The sequence below is a fragment of the Vibrio sp. R11-SG3-ISO3-SZ genome, from assembly GCF_059834345.1.
Genome location: NZ_JCBDGX010000085.1, coordinates 12,698 through 27,383 on the forward strand (window position 1 = coordinate 12,698; position 14,686 = coordinate 27,383).

The 14,686-nt window shown below is 44.5% G+C and carries 30 protein-coding genes; 27 read left to right on the top strand and 3 right to left on the bottom strand.

The window, feature by feature from the left end:
• Nucleotides 1-47: 47 nt before the first annotated feature.
• From AC6R1O_RS10800 to AC6R1O_RS10825, 6 genes are all read left to right on the top strand, one after another.
• Nucleotides 48-1,484: a DNA cytosine methyltransferase gene (locus AC6R1O_RS10800; RefSeq protein ID WP_500656986.1), complete on the top strand. Its 1,437-nt coding sequence runs from the start codon at nt 48-50 to the stop codon at nt 1,482-1,484.
• A 26-nt stretch (nt 1,485-1,510) separates the two neighbouring features.
• Nucleotides 1,511-1,747: a hypothetical protein gene (locus tag AC6R1O_RS10805; RefSeq protein ID WP_500656987.1), complete on the top strand. Its 237-nt coding sequence runs from the start codon at nt 1,511-1,513 to the stop codon at nt 1,745-1,747.
• A 190-nt stretch (nt 1,748-1,937) separates the two neighbouring features.
• Nucleotides 1,938-2,348 (top strand): hypothetical protein, encoded by a 411-nt coding sequence (locus AC6R1O_RS10810; RefSeq protein ID WP_500656988.1) that lies wholly within the window; start codon nt 1,938-1,940, stop codon nt 2,346-2,348.
• 459 nt (nt 2,349-2,807) lie between these two features.
• Nucleotides 2,808-3,122, top strand: a complete 315-nt coding sequence (locus AC6R1O_RS10815) for a hypothetical protein (protein ID WP_500656989.1) — start codon at nt 2,808-2,810, stop codon at nt 3,120-3,122.
• A gap of 68 nt (nt 3,123-3,190) precedes the next feature.
• On the top strand, nt 3,191-3,442 hold the full coding sequence (locus AC6R1O_RS10820) for a hypothetical protein (RefSeq protein WP_500656990.1): 252 nt from the start codon (nt 3,191-3,193) through the stop codon (nt 3,440-3,442).
• Nucleotides 3,443-3,473: 31 nt separating this feature from the next.
• On the top strand, nt 3,474-3,908 hold the full coding sequence (locus tag AC6R1O_RS10825) for a hypothetical protein (RefSeq protein ID WP_500656991.1): 435 nt from the start codon (nt 3,474-3,476) through the stop codon (nt 3,906-3,908).
• 84 nt (nt 3,909-3,992) lie between these two features.
• On the opposite strand, the gene AC6R1O_RS10830 is transcribed toward AC6R1O_RS10825, so the two are convergent.
• Complete coding sequence (locus tag AC6R1O_RS10830) at nt 3,993-4,337, bottom strand: DUF3846 domain-containing protein (RefSeq protein ID WP_500656992.1); 345 nt, start codon at nt 4,335-4,337, stop codon at nt 3,993-3,995.
• A gap of 381 nt (nt 4,338-4,718) precedes the next feature.
• On the opposite strand from AC6R1O_RS10830, the gene AC6R1O_RS10835 reads away from it, so the two are divergent.
• Nucleotides 4,719-4,997 carry a hypothetical protein gene (locus tag AC6R1O_RS10835; RefSeq protein ID WP_500656993.1) on the top strand — a complete coding sequence of 93 codons (279 nt, stop codon included), beginning with the start codon at nt 4,719-4,721 and terminating at the stop codon, nt 4,995-4,997.
• Between the two features lie 282 nt (nt 4,998-5,279).
• The gene (locus AC6R1O_RS10840) at nt 5,280-5,723 is read left to right on the top strand and encodes a hypothetical protein (RefSeq protein ID WP_500656994.1); all 444 of its coding nucleotides are present in this window, start codon (nt 5,280-5,282) and stop codon (nt 5,721-5,723) included.
• A gap of 309 nt (nt 5,724-6,032) precedes the next feature.
• Here AC6R1O_RS10840 and AC6R1O_RS10845 read toward each other — a convergent pair whose 3' ends face one another.
• Nucleotides 6,033-6,314, bottom strand: coding sequence for a hypothetical protein (locus AC6R1O_RS10845; protein WP_500656995.1), 282 nt, complete (start codon nt 6,312-6,314; stop codon nt 6,033-6,035).
• A 278-nt stretch (nt 6,315-6,592) separates the two neighbouring features.
• Between AC6R1O_RS10845 and AC6R1O_RS10850 the strand changes: the two genes are divergently transcribed.
• Complete coding sequence (locus tag AC6R1O_RS10850; RefSeq protein WP_500656996.1) at nt 6,593-6,763, top strand: hypothetical protein; 171 nt, start codon at nt 6,593-6,595, stop codon at nt 6,761-6,763.
• Nucleotides 6,764-6,791: 28 nt separating this feature from the next.
• On the top strand, nt 6,792-6,989 hold the full coding sequence (locus AC6R1O_RS10855) for a hypothetical protein (RefSeq protein ID WP_500656997.1): 198 nt from the start codon (nt 6,792-6,794) through the stop codon (nt 6,987-6,989).
• A gap of 340 nt (nt 6,990-7,329) precedes the next feature.
• On the opposite strand, the gene AC6R1O_RS10860 is transcribed toward AC6R1O_RS10855, so the two are convergent.
• Nucleotides 7,330-7,713, bottom strand: a complete 384-nt coding sequence (locus tag AC6R1O_RS10860; protein ID WP_500656998.1) for a hypothetical protein — start codon at nt 7,711-7,713, stop codon at nt 7,330-7,332.
• Nucleotides 7,714-7,856: 143 nt separating this feature from the next.
• On the opposite strand from AC6R1O_RS10860, the gene AC6R1O_RS10865 reads away from it, so the two are divergent.
• The 17 genes from AC6R1O_RS10865 to AC6R1O_RS10945 form a co-directional block, all read left to right on the top strand.
• On the top strand, nt 7,857-8,087 hold the full coding sequence (locus AC6R1O_RS10865; protein WP_500656999.1) for a hypothetical protein: 231 nt from the start codon (nt 7,857-7,859) through the stop codon (nt 8,085-8,087).
• A gap of 507 nt (nt 8,088-8,594) precedes the next feature.
• Nucleotides 8,595-8,822, top strand: coding sequence for a hypothetical protein (locus AC6R1O_RS10870; protein WP_500657000.1), 228 nt, complete (start codon nt 8,595-8,597; stop codon nt 8,820-8,822).
• Between the two features lie 74 nt (nt 8,823-8,896).
• Nucleotides 8,897-9,130, top strand: coding sequence for a hypothetical protein (locus AC6R1O_RS10875; RefSeq protein ID WP_500657001.1), 234 nt, complete (start codon nt 8,897-8,899; stop codon nt 9,128-9,130).
• 14 nt (nt 9,131-9,144) lie between these two features.
• Complete coding sequence (locus AC6R1O_RS10880) at nt 9,145-9,564, top strand: hypothetical protein (protein WP_500657002.1); 420 nt, start codon at nt 9,145-9,147, stop codon at nt 9,562-9,564.
• Between the two features lie 81 nt (nt 9,565-9,645).
• On the top strand, nt 9,646-9,849 hold the full coding sequence (locus AC6R1O_RS10885) for a hypothetical protein (protein WP_500657003.1): 204 nt from the start codon (nt 9,646-9,648) through the stop codon (nt 9,847-9,849).
• Between the two features lie 254 nt (nt 9,850-10,103).
• The gene (locus tag AC6R1O_RS10890) at nt 10,104-10,265 is read left to right on the top strand and encodes a hypothetical protein (RefSeq protein WP_500657004.1); all 162 of its coding nucleotides are present in this window, start codon (nt 10,104-10,106) and stop codon (nt 10,263-10,265) included.
• Between the two features lie 71 nt (nt 10,266-10,336).
• A complete protein-coding gene (locus AC6R1O_RS10895; RefSeq protein ID WP_500657005.1) occupies nt 10,337-10,582 on the top strand; it encodes a hypothetical protein in 246 nt (81 codons plus the stop codon).
• Between the two features lie 129 nt (nt 10,583-10,711).
• The gene (locus AC6R1O_RS10900) at nt 10,712-10,954 is read left to right on the top strand and encodes a hypothetical protein (RefSeq protein ID WP_500657006.1); all 243 of its coding nucleotides are present in this window, start codon (nt 10,712-10,714) and stop codon (nt 10,952-10,954) included.
• A 254-nt stretch (nt 10,955-11,208) separates the two neighbouring features.
• Nucleotides 11,209-11,367, top strand: coding sequence for a hypothetical protein (locus tag AC6R1O_RS10905; protein ID WP_500657007.1), 159 nt, complete (start codon nt 11,209-11,211; stop codon nt 11,365-11,367).
• Between the two features lie 17 nt (nt 11,368-11,384).
• Nucleotides 11,385-11,705 (top strand): hypothetical protein, encoded by a 321-nt coding sequence (locus AC6R1O_RS10910; protein ID WP_500657008.1) that lies wholly within the window; start codon nt 11,385-11,387, stop codon nt 11,703-11,705.
• A gap of 15 nt (nt 11,706-11,720) precedes the next feature.
• Nucleotides 11,721-12,005, top strand: coding sequence for a hypothetical protein (locus AC6R1O_RS10915; RefSeq protein ID WP_500657009.1), 285 nt, complete (start codon nt 11,721-11,723; stop codon nt 12,003-12,005).
• Between the two features lie 88 nt (nt 12,006-12,093).
• On the top strand, nt 12,094-12,258 hold the full coding sequence (locus AC6R1O_RS10920) for a hypothetical protein (protein WP_500657010.1): 165 nt from the start codon (nt 12,094-12,096) through the stop codon (nt 12,256-12,258).
• A gap of 73 nt (nt 12,259-12,331) precedes the next feature.
• Entirely contained in the window at nt 12,332-12,574 is a 243-nt protein-coding gene (locus AC6R1O_RS10925; RefSeq protein WP_500657011.1) for a hypothetical protein, read from the top strand.
• Between the two features lie 66 nt (nt 12,575-12,640).
• On the top strand, nt 12,641-12,823 hold the full coding sequence (locus AC6R1O_RS10930) for a hypothetical protein (RefSeq protein ID WP_500657012.1): 183 nt from the start codon (nt 12,641-12,643) through the stop codon (nt 12,821-12,823).
• Between the two features lie 90 nt (nt 12,824-12,913).
• The gene (locus AC6R1O_RS10935; protein WP_500657013.1) at nt 12,914-13,339 is read left to right on the top strand and encodes a hypothetical protein; all 426 of its coding nucleotides are present in this window, start codon (nt 12,914-12,916) and stop codon (nt 13,337-13,339) included.
• 36 nt (nt 13,340-13,375) lie between these two features.
• Nucleotides 13,376-13,594: a hypothetical protein gene (locus tag AC6R1O_RS10940; RefSeq protein ID WP_500657014.1), complete on the top strand. Its 219-nt coding sequence runs from the start codon at nt 13,376-13,378 to the stop codon at nt 13,592-13,594.
• Nucleotides 13,595-14,297: 703 nt separating this feature from the next.
• Nucleotides 14,298-14,686 (top strand): hypothetical protein (locus AC6R1O_RS10945; protein ID WP_500657015.1); only part of this gene is annotated, 389 nt, incomplete at its 3' end.

Genomic DNA, 14,686 nt, shown 5'->3' on the forward strand with positions numbered 1-14,686 from the left:
TAGCGCGCGTCATTGTGGCGTGCGCTGGCAATTGAAGGGAGCTTTATATGATTGCTATTGAGATGGACTACTCAGTGAAACAGTTTAATACGGGCGTCTCTCGGGTGTTTATTAACGCCTCCCATTTGTTAAAGAAAATGGGGCTTGTTGCCGGTACCAAGCTGGGCGTTAGGCGCGGACATCATCGCATTGAGATTTTTGCTGATCCAAATGGGAAGAAGTCGGTGATGGACACTGGGCGCGGTGAGTTAGTGGAGCTGCGCGACCGCGCAACGGGCGCCGCATTGAATGGACTGAGCATGGTTAAAGTTCGGTTTGAGAAAGATCGCTTAGTGATTTCGGCGAAAAGTAGCGAGATCGCAAAGATGTCGCGTGAGCGTTCCCTATTGGCGAATGTGAGATCCGGCGTAGTGACTAAAGGAAGTTTGTTCTCAGGGATCGGTTACACAGCACTTAAAATTGCGAGAGGGCTTGAGTCGCAGGGTTTTCGTACCGAGATGAGATTTGCCAATGAATTAGATCCACTAGCTATGACCGTTCAACTTGAGGCCAACCCGCTATGGCAGGGCATAAACCAAAATGCAACAGCAGTATGTTCCGATATTCGAGATATTGAGCTAGGCGCACTGAGTGAGGTTAACTTCGTCGAGGTTGGTTACTCTTGCCAAGGTCAGAGTAAGCTTTCCCCACTTGAGCGGCGCGATCTGTCTCATCCAGAGGTGGGCACTCTGTTTATACCCACAATCGCCGTTTTGCGTGCGCTCAATCCTGCTCTCATCCTCATCGAGAACACGGAAGCCTTTATCAATAGTCAGACTCTCGATCTCATTAAGCGCGAACTTAAGGGTTATCGATTTGAATCCACTGTGGTCAATGGCAATGATTGGGGGGATTTTGAAGGGCGTCCTCGTGCTTGCATAGTCGCGGTGTCAGATGGATTACCGCCAATCAACTTAGAATGCTTGCGTCCACCAGCCGCTGTCACTCGACAGCCGATTCGAACGGTGTTTGATGAGACTGTTGATGATTCCGCGTGGTCCGTGAAACCTCATATTGCTAAAAAGATTCAAGATAAACGCCTCAACTTCAAACACAATGTTTACCAAGGTCACGAAACAAAGATTGCAAGTCTCATCGCGGGGTATCAATCTCCAAAGATTGGATCGCCCTTTGTCGCCCATCCCTCTTTCGAGACAACAGGGTTGTTACGACCGTTTTCGGTAGCGGAGCATGCTCGAATAAGGGAGCTGCCGACCAAAATGTTTGATGTTATTACAGCAATTGCGTCGGGGCGGCACCCGATGGTCAGTACTCGAGGGTCGAAATCAGCGGCTCACCGATTGTTAGGGAATTGCCCAAGCCCCAAAGCGTGGCTCGGCGTTGGGGCATTTATTGGTCAGTATTTTTCGTCCTTGATCCAATCTTTTGGTGCAAAGGCCGATTGGTGCTTGTCAACCGGCTTGGTTGAAGGCAAAGTTTTTTAATAGCGTAACTAAAAGGACGACGAACTATGAAATTGATATTAATGGTAGCAGCACTCTTTGCTTTTCCGGCGCTCGCTGCAATGTCAGAAGAGCAATGTGAGACACAGGCCAAAGGTGTGTTTGTTCTGCTTCAGATGGTTGAAGACGGGTCGATGCCAGTGAGTCAATTACAACTCCAGAACCTACAAAAAGCAAAAGACTTTTATGAAGCCGGTGAATATTGTAAATCACGTCAATTAATACTGAACCTCAATAGCCAGTAGCGCAGCTTTGTAACTGATTGCGATCACTAGAAGAGTACCCATTGCGGTGCTCTTTTTTTTGTACTAGCGCAACAGACGCTTATCGCGTAATCACATACGGTTATTTTTAATCATCTTCAGCCCAAAAAGTTGATAATAACCTAATTAGGTTATATAATGTAGTCACAATAGGTTATTTTTGGTGGCGGGTATGATTAAAATTGGACAAGAGATTAAGGTGAAAAGCGGCGTTCGTAAAGACAAGCAAGCAACGATTATCGAAGTGCTTGACGCCGGTTACTACTATGTTTTGGTTGATACTCACATTCCTGATCGCAGAGTAAAAATAGTGCTGCACCATACGGAGTTTGAAACACAGCATACAGTTTTGGGTTTTTATGAGGAATCCGGTCAGATCTTTAGCGACCACGTGTGGGCGTCCGGTCCAAGTGCTGCGATTTACTCAGTGGCGAGCGAGCGCGCTGACGCTTGCTTAATCTGTGCAATATCGGGTTGGCTCATAGAAGGGGAAGGGATTGAGTTTTCTGGTGAATCTGTTGTGGATGCTGAAACCGTACTCGATCAACCGGAGGTATTTAAGGAGGCTGTATGCGAACAGTAGCGATTAAGGATGGTTACCACTTACGTCATTTTGTTGCCGTGTTCGATGAGCCTCAATGCATAGCTCATAACCCGAGTCATCAATTCCAGTTGACGGTTAACCTTCAGTTTATTCACTGTATTTGCCCCGATGAGCGCACGGGGATAGCGTTGGTTAGAGATCATTTTTCTGCGTTGGGCATAACATGTTCAGATATACATTTGACTATGCCCCAAACTACGACAAATGAGGACTTGAAACGTTTGAGCCAACCAGAGTCAGTTCTGGGTTTTGAGCAAGGGGGACTGGTGGGTTAGTCAACTCTTATTCGTTTCAATAGGGCGCCGATGGCGCCTTTTTTCTGTAGGTATTTCATGGGTTTTCTCTGGTTCTTTATTGCTAATAATGAACATTATTGCTTGCAAATATAACCCAATTAGGTTATATTTGATTATACATACGAACATAAAGGGACGCTCTATGACTACGCAAACTTTCCAGTACAATAGCTTTACTTTTGTCCGCGATGAAGAACACCAGACTCATGATACTCACGGATTCTTTCGTGAAGAAAGTAATGGCATTCTACTGCTTAATTTAGAACAAGAGCCTATCGCGTTTGTTTGTACTATGGAGCGTCCGGCGTTTACAGTGACGGCTCACTCTAGTAACAATCGTGTCCGTTACATGTTCAGTACGACAACAAAAACTGAGAAATTTCTGGGGATTGAAGGTTTGGGATTCATGAAAAAGCTCGACATATCAGAGGCCGCTGTTCAAGCTTATCGTCACTAACGGGCCCTTTAACGGTCATCCGAATTAGCGGCGCTCTGTGCCGCTTTCTTATGTTTGAGGTAATTAATATGTCTACAGTTCTTGATATGGTCACCGTCAGCAAATTATCAGCAGGGTACCAGTTTTTTATGCAGGGCATTTATACGGTCAGCACTGCACAAGCTGTTCGCGAATTTATGCGTCATGTTGGCGTTCGCATCTTCAGTTTTGATGCTGATATTAATGTCGTTCGCATTGTTGGCGGTGAATATGATGGCGTGTATGACGTCGAGTATTCACTTTGTAAGGGAGAGTTGACGTTGCTTCAGGGCATTCATTAATCGTCAAGTTCGATTCCGGTTGGAGGGAACCATGAGTATTGCGGCATATAATCGCGGAAGTCTGGCCATAGCCCGTTCAATTGAGCGGGAATATTTGCAAAAAGGTAGTCGGGTGAGAGGCGAACGAGACACTCTTGAACGAGCTGAGCGGTCTATTCGTGATCTGGAGGAATTTTGTCTGCGTGCGCAGGCGTTTTTTGTTGATGTTCAGTGTGAGAGCTCCGCTACAGGATTGGTGGCTGGTGGACTGCATTCCGTGTATGCCCGAAAACGAAATACCAAGAAAATGGAGCAGCTTCTCAGTGAATGCCTTCACGCGCATTGTCAGTGGTTAGACTCTGACGTGCAGTATTCGCTAAATCATCTTCAAGCTTGTCGCCGCAAGGCCAAGGCTTGGAAAGCGGTATTTGACTATCTCAATCCGGTCCCTAGATTTCGTTTGCCCTTTTCTACGCCAGTGATATAGCCACACCATTATTTCATCATCCATGTTTTGAGAGCTAAAAAAACCACCCGAAGGTGGTTTTGCTGTTGTTCGCGATGGGCATCGCTAGGCTTGAATGGTCACCATGCGTTTTTCTAGGACAAGCTGATCTTCTTTAAAGTCTTCGGGGGCGCTTATCTCAAGACCGTTATCATCGCATTCGCCCAACACTAAAATGTTGCCGACTAAGGGGACGTCGGCCCCGTGAAGCATGGTGAGAAGCTTGTCACCACTGCTGAGCAGGGATTCGTCATCTATGTAGATAGAAACTTCTTTGCCGTTGTTCAGTTCCCAGCTGAATGCGCTCACTACGCGACACCCGATGAGTTCGTACATCTTTTTCAATTTGTCTTTGTGTGGTAGCTCAACCTTAGTTGCGCCGTCATGATTGATGAGGTAGGCAGTTGTCATCTTAGTCGCTCTCCGTGTTGTGCATTCGATGTTTCTTGAAGTTAAGAATAACCATATTAGGTTATTACGTCAACCTATTTAGGTTATTTAAATTTTGACCTAATACCCTATAGCGGTTATGTTTATTTTGACGGCGCGAGACAGGTACTACCCACGTTGATCGTTGTGACCCTTTATCTGTAGCAAACAAATAGGCGCTGACATGAGGGCCAAACTCTCTCGATTGGTGTCATTCGTGGTTCAAGGCCGTGCAGACGAAACGAATGTGCGAGATTCCTAACCTATTTTCTAGTTTCTTGGATAGAAATGCATTTTTTATTGAATGTAATCTAAAGGGGTTATATCATTGTTTTAGGTTATCAATTTAAAGGCAAGAGAACTATGACTAGCAATGAAACAACATCACAAACGTTTACTCTTGGCAATGCAGTGGTAGAACTTGATGTATTGATCTGGGAAAAGCATGGTCGGGAACGTTTTGCGGCAAGTATGTTGGGAAGCGAATATGACATTCGTAGCAAGACGGACATCACCGAAGTGAAAGAAACGTTGGATTACATGATTGAAAGTGAAGGCCATGTTGAACTGCGTGGTTACTCGACCGCTCAAGCTCAGGCAGTGTGTGACGAGATCAACCGCATTGCTGCCAAGTTTTGGTAGTCAGTGCCGTTATTCGATGCTCCATCTGGGGCATCCGATAAATGCATTGACGATAGAGGCTAGTGTGTCTTACCAAACGGATTCTTCATGCCATTCTTTGGCTTTTCAACGTGCTTTGCGTAATAGCGCTGCTTACGATTGTGGGCGAAGTCAGTATTTTCGCGGGTGCTCCTTAGCGAGCAATCCGTTTCCGTTGCTATCGTTTGACTATCGAGCGTGGCGTAGTGGTTGGCTGCAAGCCAAGCACAGGGTACTCCATTAACCTCATCATAAGGACTGAACGTGGAAGATTTACATAAAATTGGAGTGAAACACATTGAGCCAATTGTGGAGCTACTGAAAGCGCATCATCAATACGGTGAACTGTCTATCCCTGATATTACGACTGCGAGTAAAGCAACGCGCGCTGCGGCAGTTGAAGCAATATACGTAGGTTTGCAGCCCACGGTCATTGCACAGGATGAAAAGGGGTGTTGGACGGTGACTGTTGGGGGGGTGTTTGTTGCATCTCTGATAGCGTTTGTCAGCGATAAGTTCGTCTATCCTATGGATGGTGAAATTGAGGCGTTACAAGGTAAGCGATATAGTGAGCTGCCACGCATGGCTCAACACAAAATAGCGAACACTCCTGTTCGGTTTCAGCTTTATGAATATCGAGCAGGTGTGGGTCACAACACGATTCTTGGTTTTAACCGATTAGTTGGGTTAATTGGAGATTGCGGCTAATGATCACTGCGGCGTTGCTGCTTTCTTATCGTAGAGCAGAGATGGCGTAATGCCCCACATCGGGGCATTACGGTTTTGGGGTGTCAGGTTCTGCCCCGCGCTCAAGCGGAGAGCAATTAGTGTGAGGGACTATGACATGGATAGTTTCGTGTTATTGCGTTGTGACCGAAGCTCTATGCCACCTCTATTTGCGTATTAATTTTAATATACGCCTATGCGCGTACGTTCCAGCTGGTCTGTACGCTTATTTGCGTATGACTGTTGATGCTTAATGCCATGATGGGTTGTTAGTCGCTAGAGCGCGAAGACCTAGTCATCATTCTTCTTCACTTTTGGAGCGAGTAATGCAGCAAACAGCACAGCCTTTTCTCCAGTGGTTTTGATACCTGCTTTAGTTGCTGCGTAGAGCGCGGTTCGTTTCTGCATTTCCACTACCGCTGCTGGTGGGATCGATCGAGCACCATTAGGCCATTGAGTTGCATAGCTTGGTGAGTATTTTAGACCCACAGTATCGCAAATCTGACGGGTAGCTTCTCGCTCACTTACGCCTTGCGTTTTCATCATTTCTAGGTACGTCTGGGCAATGTTCATTCTTGTGTCCACCAGCATTGATTACGATTCAGTCATCCCACATGAATAGCCTTCTCAACGTGACAAATGGCGCGTTCAGTGAAAGGGTGATTTGCGATCGAGTGTACGCATCTATGCGTTTTTGTAAAGTGATCGTTAGTCTAGGTGTTGGCTTGTTGTCAACTCTGTCTTACCAATATAATAACCTAAAAAGGTTATTTTTGTGTTATGCCTTTGTTGACCGCATCTCTGTTCTGATTCACAATATAACCTTAATTGGTTATATTGTGAGGTGTGTTATGTTCTGTATTAATTGTGGTGGTCAGTCGGTAACTCCTACTACTCAGAGTCATCCGGAGGTCTTGGTTGAACGGGGTAACTACGATGAGGTGACTGGTGCATACTCTGAAGAGTTTGAGGCCGTTGTACTGGAGTGCTCTGACTGCAAGCAAGAAATGATCGTTGCTTAGTGTGTGCAAACAGCTTGAGGATGTTGAAATGAAAGTTGAGAAAGTGAAGTTAATGGGGTTTGATAGTGCTCGTCTAGATGAGCTGGTGGTGGATGCCGCTTTAGCGATGTCCACGCGAGTGAACAATGAGGGGTTGAGCGCTCAACTGACGTTTCTGAAAGAGCATGGGGGTTTGCCGGATGAGTTGGCTCACTGGTTGAGGACAGCAGCGTTTACGGGTCTTTGACCGAGACTGTCGAAAAGATTTGCAAATCAAGTGCAGTGGATTGTGTTTTTGTTCTTGAGTCGGGGGACGTCAATGCGCACGCGAGTAAACTGGCATCGCACGTGGTTTTTGATGTTGTTGAGGCTGCTAGGTCTACGACTATCAGTGTGGAAGGGGAAAGTTATCAGTTGTCCACAGGCCAATGCTTTCAGAAGATCAAGTGGTAGAGGTGCTGGTGGATATGAATCAGGCGAGCTTAGGTGCGTTCCGAAACTTGCGCGGTGGAAGCTGATGTTGTAGAAGTTGGCGCTGGTTCGTGTTCTACATTGAAATTGAAAGAAGAGGCTAAGCCTCTTCTTTATTATGCGAGGTAGGTGAGTTTTCGTACCTCGATATGCTTTTCACCTCGACGTCGTAAGTGATCTCGTTCAAAAGTACATGCTCGACACAGCGGTTGCGCCCCATCTGCGGTGGAGTTTTTTCTTCCCCAAAACTCCGTTGTAAACGGAAAGTGCTCATTGCATGAGTGACAGTACCGCTCGATGCAATCTTCGCCCAGTACCGCTTTTCCGTTTCGTAAACGTTTATCTAATAGGCGCTCTGGGATGTCAAAGTGATCACCGTTTTGGTTGAAGCACATGTTAACGATTGTCATTGGTGTCATGCTAAAGCGACGAACTAGCTCAGGTAGAGTGGTGCCGGAGTGAGCTGCAAGCTTTAGTCGATGCAGGCTAGACGTATCCATACATTACCTCTTTTAAGCTGACAGTGTTTATCTCAATACGATAACAATACATCCTATTATGATAACTGTAAAGGAAAATATTTCTTCCAATATGATAACATCGTGCTATGATAGTTATCATAATGAAAGAAAAGGACGATGATATGATTACTTACGAACAGCGATTAGCTCGGATTGTCACTAGTGACGATATTCAACGTGAAATCGACAAATCCGAGGCATATGCGAAGCGACTTAACAGCCAAGTCAAGGCGTTTAACGGTCTATTTGCCGACAAACTCAAGTTGAACGAACGCGCAAAAGAAGCTGCGGCAATCAGTCGCCAATTGAAGCTCAATTACTATTTGATTGAGGATACACTTGGTCTGAAGTGAGCATTGTTTTTCATGGCAACCCCTTTGGCATCTTCGGATGCCTTTTTTCATGTTGATTGTCTGGGAATAGGTTGCATAGTGTGCTTTCTGTGAAAGTCCCTTTCTCCTGTAAATCTGTCTCTACAACATACAACATATGGCTAAATATTAACTTGCAAGAGCTACATTGCACATCTAATGCACATGCTTGGTGATCGTTCAATTGAAACTACTAAAAGGTTGGTCGAGACGAATCCTGTCAGCATGGCCTCACTCTCTGCTAATGCATTTTTCCCTTCCTGACGGCTACGCGCCTCAATTCAAAGACTAGTTATTAATGAGTGGTGAATCGCCACTCATTTAGGTTTGGTGCTGAGAAAAAACTTCCGTACTTTGTACATTTGTTGGTTGACATCCGTACTTAGTGCGGATATTATAAACCTAAGCTAAACAATATCACTGCACTTTGTAATTTGGCAGGGCGCATTGTTAAGCCAACTGAACATAGAACGGAAAGACAGGAGTCATATGATGACAATTAACATCACTCAAAACGTAACTGGTGACGAACAGGAATCGAATTTCCAGAATGCTTGCCAGTCGGTTCACGGAATGCAATCAATATCAATCGCTGTGCGCTCTCCTGACTGCGTAGCGAAACTCTCCCAAGATGAACTTGAGAAAAAGTTTCACGATGACTTCAAACACCTTGCTGAACAAGGTTACAAAATTGAAGTTCAAATGGGGCGAGATTAATTGCCTTAACCGCTGCGTTTGGCTGGTGGCCGAGCGCATCATTAAGCCAACTGGACTTAGAACGGAGATAAGTGATGGCACTTAAAGTATTTGAAGTAACACGTTGTTGGAAGCACCCAAGAGGACGCTATTTGATTGCGGTAAGCTCTAAAGCTGAAGCATCTCGCATTCTTGGCTGTAGCGCTTACCACTTGTCACAGTACGCTTACGAACTTGATGCAGAACAACCAGAGTACGCGTTGGCAATGTCTCTGCCGAAAGTACCGTTTAAGACGTTAGATGACCGAACGCCCTTTAAACCCCTATAACAACGGAAAGAACCATGACTACTAGAAAGCAGCGAGATTTAATTGTCATCAAGAAACCTGCCTATGTATGGCGTGTTCATTCTTGGGGAATGGGCGAAAACTTCAATTTCATTCCTTGCTGGTATGTCGTGGATAAGGACACCAATGAAATCGTTGCTGGTGGTTACAACTCAGGGAGCAATTGCCAATCGGGGTACGCTTACATCCCCAGAAAAAAAGATGCCAAAGCTTTTATCGAAGGCTATAACGCTGAATCTTGTTCAAAAAATCCTCACTCTGAATTGGTTCGCGATACAGAGCGTGTAGGAAAGTATCGAATGCTCAATATTCGCAGAAAGCTGAAAGGTGCTGATGAAAACACAGAGCAGTTCTGGGATGAGGGTAACGAATACTTGGAACGTGGAAAGCTACGAAATTTTAATTCAATAGCGTAACGGAAACACTATGACGGTCGATGTGTAGCTTGTTCGTCATCAGCTATAAAGCCAATTCACTAACACAACGGAAACAACGTTATGGCAGATCGAGTAATTATTCATGAAATGGACGGAGAGGACGAACTTTACTCTCTTCACTTCGAAGGTGCAGCCGAGGATTACGGTTTCAGCGACCAGAGCGACGAGCTAACAGCAGTAGATGCTCATGAAATAGCAGTAGAAGTAGCCGATGAAACAGGCTCAAAGATTGTGTGGGAAGGCTCCCTTCCTTCTTGGGTTTAAACAGAACGGAAAGAGGAAGTTCTATGTCCAACAGAGACGGTAAAGGCGCAAAAAAACGTCGAGGCCAAAAAGTTTCTTGCTCGAAGCGTGGGGATCTTTGCCCTCGATGCCGCGAGAACAGGCTGAAGGCAATGTACCCTTCAGTTCCGCCTAAGCCGCATATGAAGGATTACGCATTTTGTGAGAATCCACGATGCCGTTTTAGCAATTTCTAACTATCAACCAATCATCACGGAAACACAGGAGTCACCCATATGGTTAATACGATTACAGAAGAGGGCTTGGACAACGCTGTTCATGCTGTTAAAGAGTCCCTAGAGCGCGAGGGTATCACTCTCGATAGTGATGAGCTTACCATTCTTAATGACAAGCTAGAGAGCTTCCTACTAAACGATGTAGGCGTGGAAATCGAATAGTTTCCTTAAACGCTGCGTACTGGTTGCAGTGCGCATCATTAAGCTAACTAAACATCACGGAAAGAAGACGTATGGAAATTCGACTAGTAAGTACAGAACACGGTTATTACGATTTTGATGTGGCTGATAGTGAATTAGTCAAACGAATTACTGTTGATGAGAACATAAAAAAAGGCGATATGTTTAACATCTATCTGCAAAGCGGGGAGAAAGAAGCTGGTATCTGGCAGGGCGACAAAGGTGTCGCTGGATACCTAATAGGTGATCTCAATGTGTCAATTGATGCAGCGTTAACACGCATCCAAGCTGCAAAGTAGCTTTATTCGATGCTCCCGCTGGTGGGGTATCCGATAAGACCACTTATCCAACAGAAAGATTATAAGCAATGGTTTTGCTGGCTTATTTGGGTTATTCTCCGTACCTTGTACGCCATAGGGGGCAAATAGATGGAAAAAGACAAGTTCAAGAACAATCGGATTATGAGGTACTTACTTGAGCACTACTTTGATAATGACCGAGAGGCATTAGCCAAGGCCACGCGCAAGAGCTTTAGTACGGTAGAATATTGGTTTCGTAAAAACCCAAAGGGCGTGAATGATGATACCTTGGAATTGCTACTGTATAAGCTAAATAGCAACAATACTCCGATTTCCCTTCCTGACGGCTACGCGCCTCAATTCAAAGACTAGTTATTAATGAGTGGTGAATCGCCACTCATTTAGGTTTGGTGCTGAAAAAACACTTCCGTACTTTGTACTTTTATTGGTTGACATCCGTACTTGGTACGGATACTATAAACCTAAGCTAAACAATAACGGAAACATAAGGAGCTAGCATGAATGCACTAAGTGGAGTTCTTGTATTAGTACTATTGGGCTGGTGTCTCTCCCCATTACTTGCCCTATCACTATTTTTTTAAGTTAATTCACGACGGAAACACACCATGCAAAAGTACAGAGTTAGATTTGTCAGCTCTTTGGCTACTGAGGCCAATGAAGAGTGGGTTACAACCCCTGAACTTACCAAAGGCAGCTTATCCCATTGGGTAAGAGCCAAAGGCCAAGAGCTAGGCAAGACGGCTCTTGAAGTGCAACCAGCTTAAAAAGAACGGAAAGACTCATGCACTATTTTGCAGTTACAGATCAATACCGAATTATGACTTTAGAAGTAGTTAATAAGGTCGAACTCGATGAAATCGTAAAAATTGAAACGGCTATTGTTGATGAAAATCCTTCTCATCACTTACAGGTACACCATAAACATTATTTCCAAACCCTGTATCTTGAGGATGATGGGTCAGTTGATAAATCTACGGTTTTCACAGAATTAAGTAGCGCTCAAAGTTACGTCAGCAAGAAACTCACAAAAGCTGTGCAAGAACAGCGCGAAAAGCTGCAACGTCTCGAAGATCAGCTATCAGAGCACCTAGCATCAATTTAACAACGGAAACACACCATGAAAGAGTATCAACGCCTAATCAAAGAACTGCGTTTACTTTGTGCAAAAATGCACGATGAGGAAATCGATGCCCGACAAAACGCAAAGAATAAGTCTGAGTTCGCAAGTCACTTTGAAGGTGTTGCCGTTGCTCGTATGCAATCACGCATTGAGATAGAAACGTTGATAGAGAAGTTTGGCGCTAACAGAGCCTCAATCAATGAGGGTGAGTCAGTAGAGGTTAATACCTTTGATGGTGAGCGTCTGGTGTTAGAGGGCGAGTTGGTGGATAAACAGAAATAGTAAAGCAGTTGCCTTAACCGTTGCGTCTATCAGATGGGCGCAAAATTAAGCCAATTCACAAAGACAACGGAAAGACAAGGAAATCAGCATGTTTACTAAACAAGATTCAGCCCAAGCCTTTAAAAGAATGTGGTGTAAAGAACCAAAGGTTGGTGAGCAAATTACTTTTGGGAAGATCCTAATCGAAATCAAAAAGATTGAGGGTGACACTTTATTTTGGGAAGAAGTGCCTTGGAGCGAACTAAAAGACTAGTTGCTTTAACCGCTGCGTTTGGTCTTCCCAAGCGCATCATTAAGTCAATTACTAATTCAATGGAAAGACAGCAATGGAAATGAAAAGAGCACGTTTAATCATTATCGGTTTTCAATCTGGTGAAATCAGTGGTCATCACGTTAGAAATCTTGATGTAATTCTTGGTGATGAAGTCGAAGAAGGTCAAATCAAGAGAGCGGCTACTGGCATTCTAGAAGAGTGTGAGTCTCTATTGGTTGTCGCGGGTGAAAAGCTCACAGGTCAGTTCTCCGAGGCTGATAAAGCTAGTGAGTGGGCATTGAAGCAAATCAAGTAGCCTTATTCGATGCTCCCGCTGATGGGGCATCCGATAAGTCCACTAATCTAGAACGGAAAGAACGCTATGACCAGACAACTAACAGTGACCGCATACAAAAGTGAAGCGGATTATGAGAATAGTAATGCTGAATACGTTTATGAAGATGAAGCCAATGAGGAATTGGCTCTTAATGCACACCAAAATTTTGAGCTGTTGGGGTACTGGCTTGTTACCACAACAAATGAAGAGGGGAAGTTGATCCATTAGAGGGTTTACTCGATACGCCAATAGTGATGCGTATCTGGGCAAGTTTTTTAGCAAAACCACCAGCGGAACGGAAAGAACAGGAGCAGAGTAATGCCAACGTATCAAATTCAGAAACATGAAGTAATCGGGCGATTCAAAAAGTGGACTCAGGCGTTTGGGTTAAAGCCTCGTTCCTTTCTTCGAGCTGACGGTGATACACCCGTTGGTCGTGAAGCTGCCATTGAAAAGTTTGTGTTAGACACCAAGCGTTGCAAGAAGAATCTTATCTTGGTCGAGTACCCTGATTTTGGTCATGGTTGCACCATTATCGCAGAAGCAAACCCTACTCATAATGTGCAGGAAATTGCCTCAGAAATCATTGAAGGTAAACACTCAGAACTATTTGAGTTGGTTCAATCTAGACAGCCAGTTACAGATTTCAGTAAAGGCTCAAAAACAGAGCGTTTAGAGCGTATCTCTGTTGCATTGTCTCAGTTCGTCTACCCAGATGAGCGTGAGAATCACATCGAACACTAACAACCAAATCTTAAACGGAAAGAAAGGAGTTTAGCAATGGGTGTTATGACTATTACAACTAACGAAGACCGAGCAGAGTCAGCATATAGAGCAATAGAAAAATTTAGTGATACTGCTGGTCTCGAAGGTGAGGACATGCAAACCAAGATTTCGGATCTACTTTGCAATTTACAACATTTAGCTGATGAGCAAGGAATCGAATTCAGCGAGTGCTTGGAACAGGCATCCCGACACTATGCAACTGAAACAGCCTAGTTAATTTACTCGATACGCCAAATGAGGCGTATCTGGTGAGTTTTTTAGCAAAACCACAAACATCCCTCTGGTGAGCTAGATAAATGGCCTAATGGTTTAGGCGATCACGCTCTTATTCAAATGGATGCGTTGATGCAAGGAATTAGCCGCGCTGAAGCTCGTTCAGCGCAATATAAATCTAACCAATAGAATCACGGAAAGACACTATAGGTATTGCACGGCCATCAGTAAATCCTCATTGCTGGTGGCCTTTTCGTATTTTCGTAGCTGACATAACGCTATTGTACATTCTCGCTCTCTGCCACCAGCGGCCATTCTTTTTGGCTTTTTCGGGACTCTTCTGACTGAAAGCACGTTTTTAACGTCCAAATTTAAGGTGCAAAAAAAGCACTCTTAATATTGACGGGGTTCCGAATATGCACTAAAATTTATTATAAAGGTTAGCCATGAAGCGCTAACTTACAAAATGAAAGGAGTATCTCAAATGGGCAAGAAATATCACCTTGAAATTAAATGTACTTGTGGCCGTCATGAGAAGCTAGAGGAAGCGGAAACGGACTTTCTTAAGTGGAACGAGGATGAAAGCCTTCAGTGTGAATGTGGGATTTCAATTCCTTATAAAACTCACGACGAGCTTGGTGATTGCGGTGTTAGTGTGTGCCGGTAACCCGTACCTAATTACAACTCAGATAAGGATCAAGTAATGGCTAATGGATGGATTTGTTTGGTGGCACCAAAGCAACTCATTGAGAGGTTGCCACAAGAGCACTTTGAGATGTTCGAGGGGGAGATTACTTCAGAGGTTGAGAACGATAGTGTTGAACTACTTCGTGCTGAGCATTCTGATGTGCGTGGAACCGGTGAATTTGCGGAACTGTTTGGCATACTCCGCGATAAACGTATCCCTTATAACGTTGAGTATGGAGCGTTAGGCGAGAACAATGACTGTTATGGTACTAAGTATGTTCGATATGTCGAATCTGGAGAGCCTATTGTTCATGATGTTCCTTTCGCAGACGGGAAACCAAGGGTGTTGCTTTCTGATCTACTCGAAGCCATGCAACGAGGTCAGAACGCCCTAATTGATTTGGT

Excerpts from the sequence above, each read along its gene's own strand:
- AC6R1O_RS10800 (WP_500656986.1), top strand. The coding sequence starts at position 48 with ATGATTGCTATTGAGATGGACTACTCAGTGAAACAGTTTAATACGGGC.
- AC6R1O_RS10805 (WP_500656987.1), top strand. The coding sequence starts at position 1,511 with ATGAAATTGATATTAATGGTAGCAGCACTCTTTGCTTTTCCGGCGCTC.
- AC6R1O_RS10810 (WP_500656988.1), top strand. The coding sequence starts at position 1,938 with ATGATTAAAATTGGACAAGAGATTAAGGTGAAAAGCGGCGTTCGTAAA.
- AC6R1O_RS10815 (WP_500656989.1), top strand. The coding sequence starts at position 2,808 with ATGACTACGCAAACTTTCCAGTACAATAGCTTTACTTTTGTCCGCGAT.
- AC6R1O_RS10820 (WP_500656990.1), top strand. The coding sequence starts at position 3,191 with ATGTCTACAGTTCTTGATATGGTCACCGTCAGCAAATTATCAGCAGGG.
- AC6R1O_RS10825 (WP_500656991.1), top strand. The coding sequence starts at position 3,474 with ATGAGTATTGCGGCATATAATCGCGGAAGTCTGGCCATAGCCCGTTCA.
- AC6R1O_RS10830 (WP_500656992.1), bottom strand. The coding sequence starts at position 4,337 with ATGACAACTGCCTACCTCATCAATCATGACGGCGCAACTAAGGTTGAG.
- AC6R1O_RS10835 (WP_500656993.1), top strand. The coding sequence starts at position 4,719 with ATGACTAGCAATGAAACAACATCACAAACGTTTACTCTTGGCAATGCA.
- AC6R1O_RS10845 (WP_500656995.1), bottom strand. The coding sequence starts at position 6,314 with ATGAACATTGCCCAGACGTACCTAGAAATGATGAAAACGCAAGGCGTA.
- AC6R1O_RS10850 (WP_500656996.1), top strand. The coding sequence starts at position 6,593 with ATGTTCTGTATTAATTGTGGTGGTCAGTCGGTAACTCCTACTACTCAG.
- AC6R1O_RS10855 (WP_500656997.1), top strand. The coding sequence starts at position 6,792 with ATGAAAGTTGAGAAAGTGAAGTTAATGGGGTTTGATAGTGCTCGTCTA.
- AC6R1O_RS10860 (WP_500656998.1), bottom strand. The coding sequence starts at position 7,713 with ATGGATACGTCTAGCCTGCATCGACTAAAGCTTGCAGCTCACTCCGGC.
- AC6R1O_RS10865 (WP_500656999.1), top strand. The coding sequence starts at position 7,857 with ATGATTACTTACGAACAGCGATTAGCTCGGATTGTCACTAGTGACGAT.
- AC6R1O_RS10870 (WP_500657000.1), top strand. The coding sequence starts at position 8,595 with ATGATGACAATTAACATCACTCAAAACGTAACTGGTGACGAACAGGAA.
- AC6R1O_RS10875 (WP_500657001.1), top strand. The coding sequence starts at position 8,897 with ATGGCACTTAAAGTATTTGAAGTAACACGTTGTTGGAAGCACCCAAGA.
- AC6R1O_RS10880 (WP_500657002.1), top strand. The coding sequence starts at position 9,145 with ATGACTACTAGAAAGCAGCGAGATTTAATTGTCATCAAGAAACCTGCC.
- AC6R1O_RS10885 (WP_500657003.1), top strand. The coding sequence starts at position 9,646 with ATGGCAGATCGAGTAATTATTCATGAAATGGACGGAGAGGACGAACTT.
- AC6R1O_RS10890 (WP_500657004.1), top strand. The coding sequence starts at position 10,104 with ATGGTTAATACGATTACAGAAGAGGGCTTGGACAACGCTGTTCATGCT.
- AC6R1O_RS10895 (WP_500657005.1), top strand. The coding sequence starts at position 10,337 with ATGGAAATTCGACTAGTAAGTACAGAACACGGTTATTACGATTTTGAT.
- AC6R1O_RS10900 (WP_500657006.1), top strand. The coding sequence starts at position 10,712 with ATGGAAAAAGACAAGTTCAAGAACAATCGGATTATGAGGTACTTACTT.
- AC6R1O_RS10905 (WP_500657007.1), top strand. The coding sequence starts at position 11,209 with ATGCAAAAGTACAGAGTTAGATTTGTCAGCTCTTTGGCTACTGAGGCC.
- AC6R1O_RS10910 (WP_500657008.1), top strand. The coding sequence starts at position 11,385 with ATGCACTATTTTGCAGTTACAGATCAATACCGAATTATGACTTTAGAA.
- AC6R1O_RS10915 (WP_500657009.1), top strand. The coding sequence starts at position 11,721 with ATGAAAGAGTATCAACGCCTAATCAAAGAACTGCGTTTACTTTGTGCA.
- AC6R1O_RS10920 (WP_500657010.1), top strand. The coding sequence starts at position 12,094 with ATGTTTACTAAACAAGATTCAGCCCAAGCCTTTAAAAGAATGTGGTGT.
- AC6R1O_RS10925 (WP_500657011.1), top strand. The coding sequence starts at position 12,332 with ATGGAAATGAAAAGAGCACGTTTAATCATTATCGGTTTTCAATCTGGT.
- AC6R1O_RS10930 (WP_500657012.1), top strand. The coding sequence starts at position 12,641 with ATGACCAGACAACTAACAGTGACCGCATACAAAAGTGAAGCGGATTAT.
- AC6R1O_RS10935 (WP_500657013.1), top strand. The coding sequence starts at position 12,914 with ATGCCAACGTATCAAATTCAGAAACATGAAGTAATCGGGCGATTCAAA.
- AC6R1O_RS10940 (WP_500657014.1), top strand. The coding sequence starts at position 13,376 with ATGGGTGTTATGACTATTACAACTAACGAAGACCGAGCAGAGTCAGCA.